The 18,204-nt window shown below is 52.3% G+C and carries 14 protein-coding genes and 1 tRNA gene; 10 read left to right on the top strand and 5 right to left on the bottom strand.

Going from position 1 to position 18,204, the window contains the following annotated elements:
* Positions 1-63 precede the first annotated feature (63 nt).
* Positions 64-3,171, top strand: coding sequence for a bifunctional proline dehydrogenase/L-glutamate gamma-semialdehyde dehydrogenase PutA (putA, locus tag ACGHM3_RS04760; RefSeq protein ID WP_345427763.1), 3,108 nt, complete (start codon positions 64-66; stop codon positions 3,169-3,171).
* A 360-nt stretch (positions 3,172-3,531) separates the two neighbouring features.
* Here putA and ACGHM3_RS04765 read toward each other — a convergent pair whose 3' ends face one another.
* The 4 genes from ACGHM3_RS04765 to ACGHM3_RS04780 form a co-directional block, all read right to left on the bottom strand.
* Positions 3,532-3,840, bottom strand: coding sequence for a YhbY family RNA-binding protein (locus tag ACGHM3_RS04765; protein WP_345427762.1), 309 nt, complete (start codon positions 3,838-3,840; stop codon positions 3,532-3,534).
* Positions 3,841-4,016: 176 nt separating this feature from the next.
* Positions 4,017-4,412: a hypothetical protein gene (locus tag ACGHM3_RS04770; protein WP_345427760.1), complete on the bottom strand. Its 396-nt coding sequence runs from the start codon at positions 4,410-4,412 to the stop codon at positions 4,017-4,019.
* Positions 4,413-4,510: 98 nt separating this feature from the next.
* Positions 4,511-5,188: a response regulator gene (locus tag ACGHM3_RS04775; RefSeq protein WP_345427759.1), complete on the bottom strand. Its 678-nt coding sequence runs from the start codon at positions 5,186-5,188 to the stop codon at positions 4,511-4,513.
* Positions 5,189-5,196: 8 nt separating this feature from the next.
* On the bottom strand, positions 5,197-6,690 hold the full coding sequence (locus ACGHM3_RS04780) for an ATP-binding protein (RefSeq protein ID WP_345427758.1): 1,494 nt from the start codon (positions 6,688-6,690) through the stop codon (positions 5,197-5,199).
* A gap of 229 nt (positions 6,691-6,919) precedes the next feature.
* On the opposite strand from ACGHM3_RS04780, the gene rlmE reads away from it, so the two are divergent.
* From rlmE to ACGHM3_RS04825, 9 genes are all read left to right on the top strand, one after another.
* Positions 6,920-7,549, top strand: a complete 630-nt coding sequence (rlmE, locus tag ACGHM3_RS04785) for a 23S rRNA (uridine(2552)-2'-O)-methyltransferase RlmE (RefSeq protein WP_345427757.1) — start codon at positions 6,920-6,922, stop codon at positions 7,547-7,549.
* Between the two features lie 199 nt (positions 7,550-7,748).
* Positions 7,749-9,647, top strand: a complete 1,899-nt coding sequence (gene ftsH, locus ACGHM3_RS04790; protein ID WP_345427804.1) for an ATP-dependent zinc metalloprotease FtsH — start codon at positions 7,749-7,751, stop codon at positions 9,645-9,647.
* A gap of 84 nt (positions 9,648-9,731) precedes the next feature.
* On the top strand, positions 9,732-10,595 hold the full coding sequence (gene folP / locus ACGHM3_RS04795; protein ID WP_345427756.1) for a dihydropteroate synthase: 864 nt from the start codon (positions 9,732-9,734) through the stop codon (positions 10,593-10,595).
* Between the two features lie 35 nt (positions 10,596-10,630).
* Positions 10,631-11,977, top strand: coding sequence for a phosphoglucosamine mutase (gene glmM, locus ACGHM3_RS04800; protein WP_345427755.1), 1,347 nt, complete (start codon positions 10,631-10,633; stop codon positions 11,975-11,977).
* 218 nt (positions 11,978-12,195) lie between these two features.
* Positions 12,196-12,936: a triose-phosphate isomerase gene (gene tpiA, locus ACGHM3_RS04805; RefSeq protein ID WP_345427753.1), complete on the top strand. Its 741-nt coding sequence runs from the start codon at positions 12,196-12,198 to the stop codon at positions 12,934-12,936.
* A gap of 64 nt (positions 12,937-13,000) precedes the next feature.
* Positions 13,001-13,441: a preprotein translocase subunit SecG gene (gene secG, locus ACGHM3_RS04810; protein WP_345427752.1), complete on the top strand. Its 441-nt coding sequence runs from the start codon at positions 13,001-13,003 to the stop codon at positions 13,439-13,441.
* A gap of 168 nt (positions 13,442-13,609) precedes the next feature.
* Positions 13,610-13,694, top strand: a tRNA-Leu gene (locus tag ACGHM3_RS04815).
* A 1,889-nt stretch (positions 13,695-15,583) separates the two neighbouring features.
* Complete coding sequence (locus ACGHM3_RS04820; RefSeq protein WP_345427751.1) at positions 15,584-16,132, top strand: ImmA/IrrE family metallo-endopeptidase; 549 nt, start codon at positions 15,584-15,586, stop codon at positions 16,130-16,132.
* On the top strand, positions 16,122-16,850 hold the full coding sequence (locus ACGHM3_RS04825; protein ID WP_345427750.1) for a hypothetical protein: 729 nt from the start codon (positions 16,122-16,124) through the stop codon (positions 16,848-16,850). Before ACGHM3_RS04820 ends, ACGHM3_RS04825 begins: the two co-directional genes overlap by 11 nt.
* Before the next feature lie 156 nt (positions 16,851-17,006).
* On the opposite strand, the gene ACGHM3_RS04830 is transcribed toward ACGHM3_RS04825, so the two are convergent.
* On the bottom strand, positions 17,007-18,020 hold the full coding sequence (locus tag ACGHM3_RS04830; RefSeq protein WP_345427749.1) for a metal-dependent hydrolase: 1,014 nt from the start codon (positions 18,018-18,020) through the stop codon (positions 17,007-17,009).
* Between the last annotated feature and the right edge of the window lie 184 nt (positions 18,021-18,204).

Here is an 18,204-nt window from a genome sequence, read left to right on the forward strand (position 1 = left end):
GCAGCGTATTCCCCAAACCCAGCGTAAGGTTTTGGGGGCGAGCTTTCTTTACGGACCTCTCCCATGTCTCAATTGGCACCCCACTGGCAACGATTTTTGGCCGCCAAGCGCCGGTCAGAAGCCGAGTATATTCCCGAGCTGTTGCAACAGCTGCATTTGTCCGAGGCCGACCGCACCGAGATATCCCAGCAAGCCCTGGTCATCATCGGTGCTGCGCGCAGTAATGCTACGCCACTGCTGGATAGCTTTTTAAGCGAATACAAAATCAGTGAAGGCGAAGGCGTGGCTCTAATGTGCCTGGCAGAGGCACTGCTGCGTATTCCCGATGCCCGCACTCGCGATCAGCTCATCCAAGACAAGCTCGGTTTTGCGCAGTGGGCCGAGCACAAGGGTCAATCGAAAAAATTTTGGGTTAATGCTTCCACCTACGGTTTGGCGCTCACCGGCCGAGTGCTGAATTTGAAACAGCGCAACAGCGTGGGTAAATCGCTGCATCGGCTAAGCCAACCGGTGATCCGCCGTGCGGTGGCCCAGGCCGTGGCCATGTTAGGCGAGCAATTTGTTCTGGGCGAAAGCTTGGCCCGCGCCCGCGCCAAAGCCGTGAAATTGCACTATGGCCCATGGTTGTTTTCTTACGATATGCTGGGCGAGGGCGCCCGCACCCGTGAAGACGCCGAGCGCTACTTTCAAGATTACAAATCCTCCATCGAGGCCTTGGCCGGCCAAACCCAGCCCAACCTACTTCTGCGGGCCGGCGTGTCGGTGAAGTTATCCGCGTTATACCCCCGCTTTGAATTCAGCCACGCCCAGAGCGCACTGACTATATTGCAAGAAAAGCTACTGACGTTGGCGCTAGCGGCGGCCGCGGCCGGCATACCGCTCACCATCGATGCGGAAGAATCCCATCGCCAGATGATGACCTTAAAGCTGGTGCAAACGCTTATCGCTGCACCGCAGCTGGCCGGCTGGAACGGCTTGGGTGTGGCCATGCAAGCCTACAGTAAATCGGCCCTGGCAGCGGTGCACTGGTTAATTGCCCTGGTTCAAAGCACGGACAAAACGCTCACCGTGCGCTTGGTTAAGGGAGCCTATTGGGACAGCGAAATTAAACAAGCCCAGGAGCAGGGCCTGGAGGACTTTCCGGTATTTAGCCGGCGCTGCAATACGGATTTGTCGTATCTCGCCTGCGCCCAACGTTTATTGGCCGCGCGGCCGGCCATCTACCCAGCCTTCGCCAGCCACAATGCCAATACCCTAGCCGCCGTGCGCCATATGGCCGGCAACAGTGAGGGCTATGAATTTCAGCGTTTGCACGGCATGGGCGAAGCGGTTTATCGCCAAGCCAGGCAGCACTGGCGCGTCATGGCTCCGGCACGCATCTACGCACCGGTTGGCAGCCACAAGGAGCTGCTGGCGTACTTGGTACGGCGACTAATTGAAAACGGCGCTAACAGCTCGTTTGTCAATCAATTAGCTGACGCCGAAGTGAGCACTCAACAATTGGCCCACGACGCGGTAGCCCAGGCGGCTAACAGCAGCGATCACCGTCACCCGGGCGTGGTGTGGCCCCGGCAACTGTTTGGCCAGCGGCCCAATGCCATGGGGTTGGATTTAAACGATGTACTGGTATGGCGGCAAATAAAAGCTGCCCTGGCCGAGCACAGCCAAAGCAAAGTAAAAATTACGCCGCTGGTTGCCGGCTGGCAGCCGTCAGCGGATGCCTCTAAAAACACCTTGGTTAACCCGGCCAACAACGGTGACGTGTTAGGCACCGCCGTATGGGCCGATGACGCCGCCGTGCAACAGGCCTTTACCATGGCCCAACAACACTGGCCCCAGTGGCGTGATACAGATGTGGCGCAGCGAGCCCAGTGTTTGCGCGCCGCGGCGGATTGCCTGGAGCAAGATATGTATCCGTGGCTTGCGTTACTGGTGCGAGAAGCGGGTAAAACCTGGGGCGATGCCGTGGCAGAAATTCGCGAGGCCGTGGATTTTTGCCGCTATTACGCACAGCAAGCGCAACAGCAGTTTGCCCAGCCAATACCGTTGCCAGAGGGCGGCGCCGGCGTTGCCGGAGAAAGTAACCAACTGAGCTACCACGGCCGGGGTATTTTTGTCTGCATCAGCCCGTGGAATTTTCCGTTAGCTATTTTTATTGGCCAGGTGACAGCAGCGCTGGTCACGGGTAACGCCGTCGTGGCAAAGCCTGCCCAGCAAACATCCATTATTGCTCAGCAGGCGGTGGCGCTGTTGCATCGTTGTGGCATCCCGGAGGGCGTATTGGCGCTGTTGCCCGGCGGCCGTGAGCTGGGCGCTGATATGATTAAACAGCCCCTGGTGGCCGGTGTTGCATTTACCGGCAGCGTAGCCGCAGCCCAGGCGGTTAATCGCGCCCTGGCCGCAAAGGATGGCCCCATTGTGCCTTTGATTGCCGAAACCGGTGGCCAAAACGTTATGATCGCCGACAGCAGCGCGCTACCAGAGCAACTGTGCGACGACGTAATGCGCTCCGCCTTTGCCAGTGCCGGCCAGCGTTGCTCTGCGCTGCGGGTGCTGTACCTGCAAAAAGAAATCTACCCTAAGGTGGTAGCCATGCTCAAAGGTGCCATGGCCCAATGGGTGGTGGCTAATCCAGAAAATTTATACAGTGACGCCGGCCCAATTATCGATGCCGAAGCGCGGGAAAAATTGCGCGCTTACATTGCGCAACAAAAAGCCACCGCAAAAGGGTATTTTTGTGCCGCCGCCGAGGTTGCCCGGGGCGGTTATTATTTGGCGCCGTGCCTACTAGAGATTGACGATATTCAGCAAATACCCGGCGAGCAGTTCGGCCCGATTTTGCATGTAATCGAATACCAGGAGAAAAACTTACCCCAGGTGTTGGAGCAAGCCCAAAGCACAGACTTTGGCTTAACCTTTGGTATTCACAGCCGCATTGAAACCAAGGCCCGTGCCATTGCGCAAAATATTGCGGTGGGTAACGTTTATGTGAATCGCAATATGATTGGTGCCGTGGTGGGATTGCAGCCCTTTGGCGGCATTGGACTATCCGGTACCGGCCCTAAGGCGGGCGGACCACATTATTTAACGCGTTTCTGTAACGAAAAAAGTATTTCTGTAAACACGGTGGCGGTGGGCGGCAACAGCCAGTTACTGAATTTAACGGATTAAATCCAACTAAGGTTTTCTCTGAAAAACGCATTTTTAATTTGACGTCGCTTCAGTTCATAGCACTCAGTTAGTGTTTATAGAATGCAACCGCTGAGCTAGCCCTAAGGCGATCTACAGTAAATTGTCGGGCAGTAAAATGGACATTAAGTAACAAACTTTATGACAGCGCCTCATAGAATATGCGCCGTTCATCGTGGTCTGACAGAGCTTGCTAAAGCGGTCGCGAGGCGATAGCCGTGTGGATCTTGGTAATAAGTAGGAGGTGGCGCGGTAGGAAGATAGTGTGATGCGGTGGTAGGCAGCGCTAGAGGCTGCCTAATGCAAAGTAGCTTAATACAAAGTAACTTAAAGCAAAGTAGCTTAAGGCATAAACCTAAGGTTGGTTTTTTTCGGATCCGGGCGGCCGGCTTTTTTGAATATCAACACAACCTTACCAATCTCTTGTACGACCTCGGCGCCGGTGCTGTCGACCAATTCAGCGATGATGGCCTTGCGGGCTTCGCGATCTGGGATGGCCAGTTTGATCTTGATCAGCTCATGGTCGCGCAGGGCTCTGAAGACTTCGTCCAATACCGATTCGCTCAGGCCGTTGCCGGCGATGGTGACGCAGGGCTTAAGTTGGTGGCCGATGGTGCGAAGACGTTTTTTGGTGTCGTTGGCGGTGGACATGTGGAGTGACCCTGATTGCGCTGCTGGGGTTGCGCCCATTAGCGGTTGCTGAAATGAAAAGGCCCTAGTCAAAGGGCGCCGGAGTCTAGCAGTTTACGGCGGCTTTGCCTAGAGTGCCTAGCAGGGCGCTAGGCTAAGGTTCACTCTGGGAGGGGTTGCGAGGTAACACCTGGGTGTTATTCGCCTTTGTCTTTACGGAACTTGCGCTCGCCGCGTTCGGCTGCGAACTTTTCTTTCATGCTTGAGCGCATGGCGGATTTCAGTTCATCAATTTCATCTTCAGTTAACAGCTCGCTTAGGCTGGCGTCGTATTCTTCTTTCAGCGCTTCTCTTTGTTCCTGAAAGCTGGTTTGTAATTCGATGCGCTTTTCGCTGCTTTCGGCAATCAGGGTTTTAACTTGTTCGGCAACGGCAGGCCGTAAATCCAGTTCGTCCACGGCTTCTTGTTGGACCGTGATCATTTCTGCCATTTGCTCCTCGCTTGGCGCTTCAAAGTGTGGGCGCTTGGCGTATGCCTGTGAGGCCATAACGACGCTTGCGGCTAATGCGATTGCAGTTGTTACTTTTTTCATAGCAATTTCTCTCTTTGGTTAGGACCGTTTGTCTAACTGACAGTGTTAGATTACGAGCCAAATGCGCAACAAATATGCACGCAATGAGGATTCGCTAATTATTTGGGCTCAAATTTGTAACCCACGCCATACACCGATTGCACATAGTGGTGGTTGGGCTCACAGGCTTCGATTTTCTTGCGCAGCTTTTTAATATGGCTATCAATAGTGCGTTCGCTCACCACGCGGTAATCGCGGTAGATGCTGTCCATTATCTGCCCGCGGGAGTAGATGCGACCGGGCTCTTTCATCAGCAGTGCCAGCAGTTGGGTTTCGGTGTTAGTTAACTCCACGGTTTGGCCGGAGATAGCCACCTGGCAGCGCTCTTGTAATAGCTCGATGTCTTTATTCGTGTCGCTGGTGCTGTCTGTGCGGCGCAGTACGGTTTTCACCCGAGCCACTACCTCTCTCGGGCTGTAGGGTTTGCAGATGTAATCGTCGGCGCCAAGCTCCAGGCCTACCAGCCGGTCTATTTCCTCCACGCGGGCGGTGGTCATTAAAATGGGAACATCGCTTTTGGCGCGAATTTTCTTACACAGATCGATGCCGTCGGTGCCCGGTAGCATTATGTCGAGCAAAATGGTTTGCACCGGGTGATCCAATAGCCAGGGCAGTACTTCGTCGCCGTGGTGGATTTTATGGGTGGCGAAGCCCGCTGCGTGCAGGTAGTCCGCCAAAAGATCGGCCAAGTGCTTTTCGTCTTCAACGATTAGCACCATTTTTTTGTGTTCGGTCATCGGGGGTGTTAATCCAGGTTCTGTAAAATTGGGATGGTGACAGTCACTTGCAGGCCACCCAATTCGCTGTGGTGCAAGGTAATGTCGCCGCCGTGGGCTTCGACAATGTTTTTGCACAGTGTTAAGCCGATGCCCGAGCCGCCGGTGGCTGAATTGCGCGATTGATCCGTGCGGTACAGCCGATCAAACAGCTTAGGCAATTCGTCGTCGTTAACACCTGGGTTTGAGTCTAACAATGTGATGGTGAGGCCAATATCATTACCCACGGCGGTTAAAGTCACCTGGCCGGGTGCTGCGGTGTGGCGCAAGCTGTTTGCCAAAAGGTTGTTCATCAGTTGGCAGAATCGCGATTCGTCTATAAACAATAAATAATCACTGGCAACACGGTTTATGACCGTAAACTCAAGTCCTTTATCCCTCATGGCAGCCGAGGCTTGGTCTGTGGTGAGGTCGATCAAGTCTTTTACTTGCAGCCAATGTTTTTTGTAGTTCATACCGCCCAACTCGGATTGAGACAGGGCGTAGAGTTCGTCGATTAATTTACTGAGCTGGTTTATTTGCTGTTCCAGTGCTTGCAGGTTTTCCGCCGTGGTGGGGCGAATGCCGTCTATTAAGGCTTCTATCTGCCCCTTAATAAAGGTGACTGGCGTGCGCAGCTCGTGGGAAATATCCGTCACCCATTTGCGGCGGGAGTTCTCATTGGCCTCCAAGGTGGCGGCAAGCTCGTTGAAATGCAGAGCCAGAGAGCCCAGTTCATCGTTACTGATCTGATCAATGCGGGTTTGATAGTTGCCCCGGGTTAACGCCTGGGTGGAGGATTCCAACTTGCGAATGGGGCGCACCAAATACGCCGCCAGTGGAAACGCAAACACGGCGCTAATCAGTAAACCCATTATCCCGATAATGACCAAGTTCTCGGTTTGCCGTTTAAGAAATTTTACCTCCTCCGGCGATTTAAACCGCTTCGGCGCTGCGTACCCGACGTAGCCCACCACCTCGCCATTGTGCTGTAACGGCAGCCATTTCGGGTTGTCGTCTAGGATATGGTAAGAGCCGAGCATAAAATTGTGCTGGCGATCTGCCAGTGCCACGCGGGTGTTGGTTTTGGAGTGCTTGTTGTCACGTCGGCGATCGTTGCTGCGATCAGGCTCAATCGGCGGAGGCATGTCCGCGCCGGGGGGGGGCTCAGCGTCATCGCCACGGTCGAAGCGATCGGTGGATTGCAGCCAAGCCTCACGTACCAATTGCCGCCATAGCTGAGGATCATTTAATAAAAACTGCCAGCTGCCCTCGGCCGTATACAGAGACTCTAGCTCGGGAATCAAGGCCTCAACATGGGCTCGGTTAAGCCGTTCAATAAAGTTTTGGAAGCCGTGGTTGACGCTAAAACGGAACCAAAGCAGGAGGCTGGCCACTAGTATAGAGGTGGCGGCAAACAGCACCATCCACAATTTTAAGGCTAGGTTGAAACGAAGGTGTTTGCGTTTGAGGCTGGGATTCATAAAACGTACTTACTGGCGCAAGCGTGTGCGTTTGGTGACGAATTGGCGTTGTGTAAGGTTACTTAAGGTTAATACTAAAGCCAAAACTACGGAAATGGGGACGATGGTGGTAAAGTCCTCAATCTTTCCTAAATCGTGCCCAGCCTTGGTGTGTAAAGCTGCCAAACAAGTGCTACCAAGGTGAGTAATGTAACAATCCGACAGGCTGGAGCGGTCAAAGAGTAGGGCTATGTCTCGATCAAAAAGCAGTAATCAGTGGTTGAATGAACATTTTTCGGACCAATACGTCAAACAATCTAAGAGCGACGGCTTTCGCTCCCGAGCGAGCTATAAACTGCTCGAAATTAACGAAAAAGACCGGCTCTTTCGGCCAGGGTTGTGCGTATTGGACTTAGGCGCTGCGCCCGGTGGCTGGACCCAAGTAGCCAGTCAACTGGTGGGCGAAAAAGGCGTGGTTTTCGCCTCAGATATCCTACCCATGGATAGCCTGGCCGGTGTTGAGTTTATTCAGGGCGATTTTACCGAGCAGTCGGTATACGACGAGCTTATGGCAACCCTTGGCGAGTATGGCCATTCTGGCGTAGATCTTGTTATTTCAGATATGGCCCCCAATATGAGTGGTATGACGGACATTGATCAACCCGCTGCTATGCATCTGGTGGAATTGGCCTTAGACATGGCCTGTTCGGTGCTTAAGCCCAACGGCAATTTTGTGGCCAAGGTGTTCCAGGGCGAAGGGTTCGATAATTACCTGCGAGATCTAAGAGAAAAGTTCAGTAAAGTCGTCACTCGCAAGCCTGGGGCTTCGCGAGCTCGCTCACGTGAATGCTACCTTGTCGGTAAGGGTTTTCGTGGATAACTGGCGCCATTTTTGAGACGGTCGGGTGGATATCGCATATCCCAATTAACTTACGCGCTAGCGCCAATAATCTGGCGGGCCAAAGCGCTGGCAGAACCTCGGGTGGTTGTGCCATGCTTAGAGTCTTGCGCATGCATTTATTGAGCGTACCCACGGGGTACGCAAAGCTCATTACAACGAGGACAATGCCTTGAATGACATGGTGAAAAATTTAGTTTTGTGGCTGGTTATAGCGGGGGTGTTGCTATTCACCTTCAACAGCTTCAATTCCACCACCGGGCCACAAGAGATCACCTACTCGCAATTCCTACAGGAAGTGCAATCGGATCGCGTCCGCTCCGTCACTATCGACGGCATGGTCATCTTGGGTGAGCGCCACGATAACCAAATGTTTAAGGTAATCCGCCCGCAGGTGCGCGACGATAACCTGATGAACGACATGTACACCCACAAAGTGGAGGTGAAAGGTCGTGAGCCAGAAACCCCCAGCTTGCTGCAGCAGTTGTTGGTGGCCAGCTTCCCAATCCTGATTATCATCGCCGTCTTTATGTTTTTTATGCGCCAAATGCAGGGTGGGGCCGGGGGTCGTGGCAGCCCAATGAGTTTTGGCAAAAGCAAAGCGCGCCTGTTGGGCGAAGACCAAATTAAAACCACCTTTGCCGATGTGGCAGGGGTAGACGAGGCCAAAGAAGAAGTACAAGAGCTGGTGGAGTTCCTGCGCGACCCATCCAAGTTCCAGCGCTTGGGCGGTATGATTCCACGCGGTGTGCTAATGGCGGGCCCTCCCGGAACCGGTAAAACCCTGTTGGCGAAAGCCATTGCCGGTGAAGCCAAAGTACCTTTCTTCTCGATCTCTGGTTCCGACTTTGTAGAAATGTTTGTTGGTGTCGGCGCCAGCCGTGTGCGCGACATGTTCGAACAAGCTAAAAAACAAGCGCCGTGCATTATCTTTATTGATGAGATTGACGCGGTTGGTCGCCATCGTGGAGGCGGTCATGGCGGTGGCCACGACGAGCGTGAGCAAACTCTAAACCAATTACTGGTGGAAATGGACGGCTTTGAAGGTAACGAAGGCGTTATTGTCATTGCGGCCACTAACCGTCCAGACGTACTGGATAAAGCACTGCTGCGTCCAGGCCGTTTTGACCGCCAGGTGTTTGTTGGCTTGCCGGACATCCGCGGCCGTGAGCAGGTACTTAAAGTACACATGCGCAAGGTGCCCATTGATGACAGCGTTGAAGCCAGTGTTGTGGCCCGTGGTACCCCCGGTTTCTCCGGTGCCGATTTGGCTAACCTGGTGAACGAAGCGGCATTGTTCGCTGCCCGCGCCAACAAGCGTGTGGTGACCATGGAAGAGTTTGAAAAAGCGCGCGATAAAATCCTTATGGGTGCCGAGCGTAAAACCATGGTGATGAGCGAGCAAGAGAAAGAAAACACCGCCTACCACGAAGCCGGCCACGCTATTGTTGGTCGTTTGGTGCCAGAGCACGATCCAGTGCATAAGGTAACCATTATTCCTCGTGGCCGCGCCCTGGGTGTGACGCAATTCTTGCCTGAGGCCGACAAATACAGCTACAGCAAACGTGCCATCGAAAGCCAGATTTGCTCGCTGTTTGGTGGCCGAATTGCAGAGGAGATGACGCTGGGTTTTGAAGGGGTTACCACCGGTGCCTCCAACGATATTGAGCGTGCCACTGAATTGGCTCGTAACATGGTGACCAAATGGGGCTTGTCTGAAAAACTCGGACCGCTGCATTACGGCGAAGACGAGTCTGGTATGCCTGGCGGCGGTAATCCAAACTACTCCGGCGCCACCAGTACCACCATTGATGAAGAGATTCGCGATATTGTCGACCGCTGTTACAAGCGAGCGGAAGAACTGCTGCAAGAAAACCGCGACATCTTAGAAGCCATGAAAGACGCGCTGATGGAATTTGAAACCATCGACGCCGAGCAAGTTGACGACCTGATGTCGCGCAAGAAAATGCGCCCGCCGCGCGACTGGCACGACGGTGGCTTTAGCAGTAGCAACAAAAGCGACGACGATGGTAAAAAGCCCTCCGGTGACACCATTGGTGACCCTGCCAAGGACGTTTAAACCGGGCGCTTAGCCCTACGCAAAAGCCGGCGCATGCGCCGGCTTTTGCGTTTCTGTGAATTACCTTCTAAGGAACCGCGCCCTATGGCCCCCACCCAATTACGCTGTGGTGATCTTTCCATCAGCCTGGCCAGCCCGCTGGTAATGGCCATTGTCAATGTCACGCCGGATTCCTTCTCAGACGGTGGCTCCTACCACTCTGCCCAAGGGCAGCTGCAGCTCACCGCCGTGTTAAACCGAGTGGAAGCCATGTTGCAAGAGGGCGCAGACATCATCGACGTAGGCGGTGAATCCACCCGGCCGGGCGCGATACCGGTAAGCTTAGAAGACGAGTTGGCTCGGGTGATTCCTGTGATAGAAGCCATTCGCAAGCGCTTTGATGTGGTGGTTTCTGTGGATACCAGCCGGCCCGAGGTCATCAGCCAGGCGGCAGACGCAGGCGCCGGCATTATAAATGACGTTAGAGCGTTGGAATTACCCGGTGCATTAGCCGCCGCAGCAAATACCAGCTTGCCGGTGTGCTTAATGCACATGCGCGGAAGCCCGCAAACTATGCAGGCCAACACCGAGTACGACGACTGCTTAAACGAAGTTCACGCCTATTTGGCGGGCCGTCAACGGGCGGCGTTGGACGCCAGTATCGCTGGCGACAATATTTTACTCGACCCAGGCTTTGGCTTTGGTAAAACCGAGCAGCACAATTTGGCGTTAATTAATCAGTTATACAGGTTTCACGACCTAGAGTGCCCGCTATTGGTTGGTGTATCGCGCAAGTCCACCATTGGCACCATTCTAAACAAACCGGTGGAGGAACGGCTGGTTGGCAGCCTTGTGTTGGCCTACGAGAGCCTGCGCCAGGGGGCAAAAATATTGCGAGTGCACGACGTTGGCCCTACCGTCGATATGGTAAAAATGTACAATGCGCTCGATCAAAACCGCGGCAGCTAAACGCGTACAATAGGTAACAGCGAGCTTTTAACTTTATGGCAAGAAAATACTTTGGTACTGACGGCATTCGCGGTCGGGTAGGTGAGGGGGCGATCACGCCAGAGTTTGTGTTGCGTTTGGGCTGGGCCGCGGGCCAAGTCTTGGTTGAGCACAGTGCCAAAACCGGTGGCAGCCGATTAATACTCATCGGTAAAGACACTCGTATCTCCGGCTACATGTTTGAGTCTGCCCTGCAGGCGGGTCTTATCAGTGCCGGCATCGACGTTGGCTTATTGGGTCCCATGCCGACCCCAGCCATTGCCTACCTTACCCGCACCTTTCAGGCCCAAGCGGGTATTGTTATAAGCGCCTCTCATAACCCTTATTACGACAACGGCATCAAATTCTTCTCCGCTACCGGTACTAAGTTGGACGACGAGCTGGAACAAGCCATCGAGGCCAAGCTGGATGAAGCCATGCAAACCGCACCGGGTCTTGGCAAGGCTCGGCGTATCACCGACGCCGCTGGCCGGTATATTGAGTACTGCAAAGGTACGGTGCCCTGGGGCTTCACCCTTACCGGCCTGCAAATCGTACTGGATTGCGCCAACGGCGCCACCTACCACGTAGCGCCCAAAGTGTTTGCCGAGCTAGGCGCGCGAGTGATTCCCATGGCTGTTGAGCCTGATGGCCTCAATATTAACAGCGATTGCGGTTCAACCCACCCGGAGCGCCTGCAAGCGGCAGTGCTGGCCCAGGGGGCCGACCTAGGTATTGCACTAGACGGTGACGGCGACCGATTGCTGATGGTGGATCACAAGGGTGAATTGGTGGATGGCGACGAATTATTGTATATCATCGCCGCCCATCGCCACCGCCAAAAAACGGCCTGTGCCGGTGTGGTGGGCACGCAAATGACCAACCTCGGTTTGGAAGTTGCTCTCAAAGAGCTGGGTATGGAGTTGGTGCGCGCCAAGGTCGGTGACCGCTACGTTATTGAGGCCATGCACAAACACCAGTGGCTACTGGGCGGTGAATCCTCAGGTCACATCATCTGCAACGACGTCTCCACCACCGGGGACGGCATCATTGCCGCGCTGCAAGTGGTAATGGCCATGATGGAAAGCGGCAACAATCTTAATCAGCTAAAACTGGGTATGTCGAAATACCCACAAACCATGATTAATGTGCGCACGCCGGCCAAAGATAAGCTGGCAGAACACACCGAAGTGCATCAAGCGGTGGCCGATGGTGAAGCTAAGCTTAACGGCAAAGGCCGCGTGTTGTTACGCCCCTCCGGTACCGAACCACTGGTGCGGGTAATGGTGGAAGGCGAAAACCAGCCACTGGTGCGAGAAGTGGCTCAGGATATCGCCGACGTGGTAGAGCGCTGCCTACAATAGTAAGCCATACTAAGACGGGCCGCTTTGCTTTCCCATGGTGCAGAGCTAACCGACTGTTAAATATAGAGATTTTCTCTACAGCCCAGGTTAATTGCCTGCGTAACTAAAATTTGCGGCCGGGCCGCCGATGGTTTATTGCAACTGAAATGCAACTCATATACCATTGGCGCCCGTTTTAGCTGCACCCCCTGGAACCAGCTGATTTAAAAGGAATAGTCATGCGAACACCTTTGGTGGTTGGCAACTGGAAAATGAACGGCAGCATCAGCGCTAACAAAGCGTTGCTGGCTGGTTTAACCGAGCAATGGCAAGGGCAGTCGGCAGAGCTGGCAGTGTGCCCACCGGCGGCTTACTTAAACCAAGCGCAACAATTGTTGGCGGGCAGCACTATCGCTCTGGGCGCACAGGATGCCTCGGCCCAGGCCAGCGGTGCCTACACCGGTGAGCACTCCGCGGCCATGTTGCAAGAGTTTGGTTGTCGGTTTGCGATTATCGGCCACTCCGAGCGGCGTGAATATCACGCGGAGACCGACCAGGCTGTTGCAGAAAAGTGCAAAGCCTTATTGGCAGCCGGTTTAGTCCCCATTGTTTGCGTGGGTGAAACCCTGGCCCAGCGTGAGTCCAACGAAACCTTGGACGTCATCAAGCGCCAGGTGAGTGCCGTTACCGATTTCGTAGGTAGCGAAGCTCTTGCTGGTGTGGTTATCGCATACGAGCCCGTGTGGGCTATCGGTACTGGCCTAACCGCCACACCGGAGCAAGCCCAAGAGGTGCACGCCTTTATTCGCCAGCAGTTGGGCAGTTTAGGCGACGAAACCCGTATCCTATACGGTGGTAGTGTAAAAGCGGATAACGCAGAAAAGCTGTTCGGTATGGCCGATATCGACGGCGCCCTAGTGGGCGGCGCATCGTTAAAAGTCGATGACTTTATTGCCATTGGCAATGCCGCAGCACAGTAGCGCTGCGCGGTTTAATTTAATGTTTAATTAGGTTTGCCAACGGCAAGCCGACACTGAGGCAACAATGGAATTACACACCATTGCAATGATTTTATATCTGCTAACGTCTTTCGCCATTATTGGCTTAATTCTAATGCAGCAAGGCAAGGGCGCAGAAGCGGGTGCTTCTTTTGGTGCGGGCTCATCCGCCACTGTATTTGGTAGCGCAGGCGGCGGCAACTTTTTCTCTCGCCTCACCGCCATCCTGGCCACCGTGTTTTTTGTGTTGGCCTTCGGCTTAACCCTGTTGGCCAAGCAAAGCGTCGGCGTAAGCGATATCCCTGCTGCAATCGAGCAAAACGTTGAGCAAGTGGAAGAATCCGATATTCCAACCTTGGATACGGCCCCGGCGGAATCCGCCGACGACGTACCAGCGATGGATGCCAGCGACGTACCGGCAGAAGATGTACCAGCCGCTGACGTACCTGCTGCGGAAGATGCACCGGTTGAAGAAACCGAGCGATAGAAAAACGTTTTATACCCCAAAATATGCCCAGGTGGTGGAATTGGTAGACGACGCACATGGATGTGCTAGTGTCGCGGGAGGCAGGATGCCGGGAGCGACCAAGCGTAGCGTGTCGGATCAATGGCACGTACGTTACAAGCAGTAATTGAGTTTTTATACTCCGAATATGCCCAGGTGGTGGAATTGGTAGACACGCTATCTTGAGGGGGTAGTGGCTTCGGCCGTGCGGGTTCAAGTCCCGCCCTGGGCACCAACTAAGGCCTTTTTTTATTTCCAGGCCGGGACTGCGTCCCGCGCACACTCGGCACATCCATGTGCCTTGCCCTTCGGGTTCGCTTTGCGAATGCTAATTCGTTCCCGACGAATTAGTGGGCACCAACTAAGGAGGCATCAGTATTCGGGGCTCTACACAGTTATCGGGGTATGACGCTTATCTCGTGCTATTAATCACGTCATTCCACCCGCAGTGGGCTTGCGCTCTTAAGCGATAGTTTTCTATTTTTCTAAAGCCATTCCCTGGTCTCCACTACATTTCCATTCTGATTCTGATCGAAAGGGCTTTAGTGATGCCAATGCTTTCTGCTGAGCCGGAACATCGCGGTTCTGGATTAACCGAATCAATCCTAACGAAAAAACATTGTGCTCCGCGCTGCGAATGAATTCGCCGGCATTGTGCGAGAATTCATTGACCAATTCGCAGTAGAAAGAAAGTGGGTCACGAACACAAGTTATTGCACGCTGATCAATGCTAATGATACCGTAACCGGCGCAAATCGCCTCGAAGCCTACTAGATTACCGAAAAAGCCATTTTTACATGAACTGCGCCACTTCGTATAAATGGTCCACTTAAGTGGTCGCCAACAACAGGCGAGACATAGCCCAGGTATGGACCTGTAATAACCTGCACGAATTCGAGAAGAACATCGGTCGAGGATCCGGATGTACGAATGTAGGGGTTACTTCATCATCTACGACTTCGTAAAAGCGCACTGTAACTTTGCTGATCCAGGCAGGGATGTTGAACTGCTTGAGCCTGAGGTCTGTAAAACATTCGATAATAAGTCTTGAAGTTGCTATCGGCTATGTCACGTGCTTGACTCTTAGGAGAGTACACTCCTTGTCAGCTATGTATTAGCTCGGATGGCAAAGCCATCGTAGCAAAATAATTAAGGAAGTGTTTGTCTGCTAAGTTGCCGTAGTTCATTTACGCCGACGAAGAACAATTGCTCGAAATCTAGAGCGATCGCTTCACCGCAGCTAAAGCTACGTGAAAACTTAGCGGAGGCCGGTTGTGACGAAGAAAAGCTAAGAAAAGGTATAGAGGGCCTGGTCGATGCTCAGGAAAGCGGCGTATAAGGTACGTTAGCATTCGTTTCTTGTATAACTAGGCAGGATGGTTTAAAGGTCGAGAGTCCAAATTCAGCGGCGGCTTACACTAGCTAGGAACAAGGTTTTTCATCCATTTCGTTCTTAACAAACTTTTAGAAAGCAGCCTCTGTGAGGGGTTCCTTTTCCCAGCTAGAAGGCTTAATACGTTTGAAGTGCATAACTATCAATAAAACAGTTGATGAGAAGATAACACCGACGGAAATTCTCAAGGTCTTTGTAGTGTTTCGAAAGCGCTTATAACGTGCAGAGTGCACGTTTTAAGCCTTGAATTACGCTGTTTATGACTCAACATGTCACAAAAGAGTGCTCGATGTTAGGCTTGGTTATAGATGGGTTGTCAACTTTTTGACTATGCTGAGCTTCTGAATGGCAGATTGTTTAACACGACTTATGAGGTTTATCCGTGTGTTTTAAACGGCAAGCTAATAAAGTCGGTTTTTTTGCTCATCTTGGAGCGTCGTTTGCTTAACGTTTCATTGTCTTGGCGCTGGCAAAAACATTTGCCTCAATATTAGTGGAAATGAGCAAGATGTTGGTTGTTGGGGCACTCACTTCGGCATATTTAGTGCTCTGCTTAACGTTTTTCGACATTACAGATCGACTGGTCATTAGTTAAGAAAATTTACGTGTCACAAGTGGTGATAATTTAAACATTAATTGGTAACATTTTTGTCGCTCTCAGCATGGAAGAGCGAGGATTAGTGTCTATACCTAAAGAATAGATACCTCAAAGGCTACTAGGTGCAATCAAAATGAATGTTGCGCAGAAATTGGCAAGGGACGTTTACAGTCAATATGCTGGATCTCTCCCCGTTGACCCCATTATGGTCGCAAGAGACATGGGGTGTGAAGTGGAACCCATAGATCCGTTTACGAGCGAGTTTGATCGGGAACCAAACTGTAGCGGCATGGCGTATTTAGACAGGGGTGTTAAGTATATAAAGTACTCTGCGAGTGAATCACCACTACGGCAAAGGTTCACTGTTGCGCATGAGTTGGGGCATCACCTTCTGGGTCATGTAAAGAAAGGCATGAAATTCAGAGATACGCCCAATGAATTTAGGGCAAGCGTTTCTAGTCGCGAGGAACGTGAGGCAAATGTGTTTGCGGCAGAGTTATTAATGCCTAGTGAACTTGTCATGTCTGCCTATCTCAACTCAAGTATCCGGGATGTCGAAAAACTCGCAAGTGCATTTGGAGTATCTAAAGTTGCGATGAGAATCAAGTTACAAGAGTTAGACCTAATTACGTCCATTTCCATAGACAGATCGGGAGTAAGGTACCCCTATAATGCCGGGTGATGATAACTCCGATGATCTTTCGGGAGGTTCCGATGGCACTAACTCGGCTTCTGAAAGCGGGGGAACTACAGACCAGCCGGTTTCAAATAGCAATTCTTCCGTTTCACAAAGTGATAGATCATCTAGTGCTGGCCCCACGGAAGAGCAAAGTAAGATAATTAAAGATTTTGACAAAGCGAAAAATCAGGCCCGACTTTTTAAATGGGTGTCTTTTACTGTCGCGTGGATAATCGCCTTTGTATTTTTTGTTTTCTTACTTTACCTAGGCTGGTTGGCTAAAGGTTTTTTCGAAACTCAGATAGAGATAGAAAAAAATAATATAGAAATCAAAGAGGCACTGATTAATTTCTATAAGAAACAGTCAAAATCTCCTCCGGAAACAAAGAAAGATTCAACGATTGTGATAATGCTTGGTGGAGATGAAACGAAGAAAATAGTCGCTAAAAAGGCCATTGGAAACGTAGCTGGTGTTGAGTTGGGCGATAAGCTCATCGAGTCAATGAAAGATGATGGTCAAAGAAGCATAATGACGCACTACCTATTGATGATGGTAATCTTTGCTAGTGTGGGGCTGTCGATAAGTATCATAGCTCTCCGTTTTTCATTCCAGTCGGAATCTCAGTCCTTTGAAAGTAATCAGTCTGGAGTTACTACTCCGTCGGTCGAAGTTCTGAAAGCATTCTCAGAGGCGTTTAATGCCGCCTTTAAAAAATTATGATTGGAATTTCTATTAGATCGTGTTGCAGCTATTGACGCCGTTAACTCGACAAAGTTATTCAAAAGTTGCCACCCATCCGTCTTCATTCATATGGTGTATGTTCCGCCTACTCTGCGAATCCAAAGTCTCACACTGGTTATGGGCGTCGCGGTGAGTCTAATCCAAGTCTTCACCAGTAAGCATTTGCCAGAACTTCTGCTGTTTCTCAGGCCCGGTATCCCGTGCGGTGTAGTACACAACGTGTTGTTCCGCTGTGGCGGTGGGGTTGAGTTCTATACCCCAAAGTGGGCTGATTTCGTTGGGCACCATGGAATAGCGCGTGTCTATGATGCGGTTGGGGGTTTTGGGATCTAGGGCTAGGTAGTGGTTGGAGAACCAATCGAAGCGTTGCACATCCTGATACTGCTGGCTGGTTGGCTTGAGCCAGGGAAAATCCGCTGCCAAATCGAGCTTGCGCGCGGCCTCACCGGGGTAGAGTTTGCTCTGGTTGAGCACCCGAACGGCATCGATGTAAAAATGGGTTTCTGTTTCGTAGACGATTTTCCATAGCAATAGGTTGCCAAACGATGGCTTGGCCTCTAGCCGAATTGGCGCATGGCCACGGGATTGCGCTAATTGCCAGCCAACGGTTTCTGCGCGGTCGCGCTGTACTAGGCCGAGCAGCAAATAGCACAGCCCGTACGCCAATCCCACCCGGCTGTATAGGGGCCGCTTCTTAACCAAGCCTAGTGTAATGCACACCAGAAGTGGCAGCGTAAATAAGGGGTCGATTATGGAAACCGTGTTCCAGGCGACCCGGGCGTTACTGAACGGCCAGAGCAACTGTGTGCCGTAGGTGGTGCAGGCGTCCAATAGGGCGTGGGTGGCGTAGCCAAGCGTGGTAAATAGCACGGTGGACTTAAGGGTTAGGCCCAATATTCGCCCGAATACGAAGAATAGCAACAGGCCAGTCAACACGCCGCCGATGGGAATAAATATCAGTGAGTGGGTGAATTGCCGGTGATATTCAAGAAACAGCAGTGGGTCTGTGGAGGAGCGCATTAATACGTCTAGGTCTGGCACCATGCCGCCAATGGCGCCAACCAAGCTGGCGGCGATAACCTGTTTACCTCGGCGCGCAGCCGCCTGGGATAAGCTGGCGCCTAATGCGCCTTGAGAAATCGGGTCCATCGGTGTCTTCTGCAATACATTCCCAGCCAGGATAACCGTTTTAAGGCGATATCCCAAAGAGCGAACTGTCCCTGGATGTTTTGGTGCACAGCTTTGTGGAATGAACTATCAAGATCGTCATTATCTAATCATCGACACCACTGTTTGCGGGGCTCTAGCTATTCACCATAGGGATGCTGGCCTC

It is taken from the genome of Halioxenophilus aromaticivorans, from assembly GCF_042850945.1.
Taxonomy (GTDB): domain Bacteria; phylum Pseudomonadota; class Gammaproteobacteria; order Pseudomonadales; family Cellvibrionaceae; genus Halioxenophilus; species Halioxenophilus aromaticivorans.

What these genes read in the sequence shown, in the direction of transcription:
- putA (WP_345427763.1), top strand. Translation starts at nt 64, where the DNA reads ATGTCTCAATTGGCACCCCACTGGCAACGATTTTTGGCCGCCAAGCGC.
- ACGHM3_RS04765 (WP_345427762.1), bottom strand. Translation starts at nt 3,840, where the DNA reads ATGTCCACCGCCAACGACACCAAAAAACGTCTTCGCACCATCGGCCAC.
- ACGHM3_RS04770 (WP_345427760.1), bottom strand. Translation starts at nt 4,412, where the DNA reads ATGAAAAAAGTAACAACTGCAATCGCATTAGCCGCAAGCGTCGTTATG.
- ACGHM3_RS04775 (WP_345427759.1), bottom strand. Translation starts at nt 5,188, where the DNA reads ATGACCGAACACAAAAAAATGGTGCTAATCGTTGAAGACGAAAAGCAC.
- ACGHM3_RS04780 (WP_345427758.1), bottom strand. Translation starts at nt 6,690, where the DNA reads ATGAATCCCAGCCTCAAACGCAAACACCTTCGTTTCAACCTAGCCTTA.
- rlmE (WP_345427757.1), top strand. Translation starts at nt 6,920, where the DNA reads ATGTCTCGATCAAAAAGCAGTAATCAGTGGTTGAATGAACATTTTTCG.
- ftsH (WP_345427804.1), top strand. Translation starts at nt 7,749, where the DNA reads ATGGTGAAAAATTTAGTTTTGTGGCTGGTTATAGCGGGGGTGTTGCTA.
- folP (WP_345427756.1), top strand. Translation starts at nt 9,732, where the DNA reads ATGGCCCCCACCCAATTACGCTGTGGTGATCTTTCCATCAGCCTGGCC.
- glmM (WP_345427755.1), top strand. Translation starts at nt 10,631, where the DNA reads ATGGCAAGAAAATACTTTGGTACTGACGGCATTCGCGGTCGGGTAGGT.
- tpiA (WP_345427753.1), top strand. Translation starts at nt 12,196, where the DNA reads ATGCGAACACCTTTGGTGGTTGGCAACTGGAAAATGAACGGCAGCATC.
- secG (WP_345427752.1), top strand. Translation starts at nt 13,001, where the DNA reads ATGGAATTACACACCATTGCAATGATTTTATATCTGCTAACGTCTTTC.
- ACGHM3_RS04820 (WP_345427751.1), top strand. Translation starts at nt 15,584, where the DNA reads ATGAATGTTGCGCAGAAATTGGCAAGGGACGTTTACAGTCAATATGCT.
- ACGHM3_RS04825 (WP_345427750.1), top strand. Translation starts at nt 16,122, where the DNA reads ATGCCGGGTGATGATAACTCCGATGATCTTTCGGGAGGTTCCGATGGC.
- ACGHM3_RS04830 (WP_345427749.1), bottom strand. Translation starts at nt 18,020, where the DNA reads ATGGACCCGATTTCTCAAGGCGCATTAGGCGCCAGCTTATCCCAGGCG.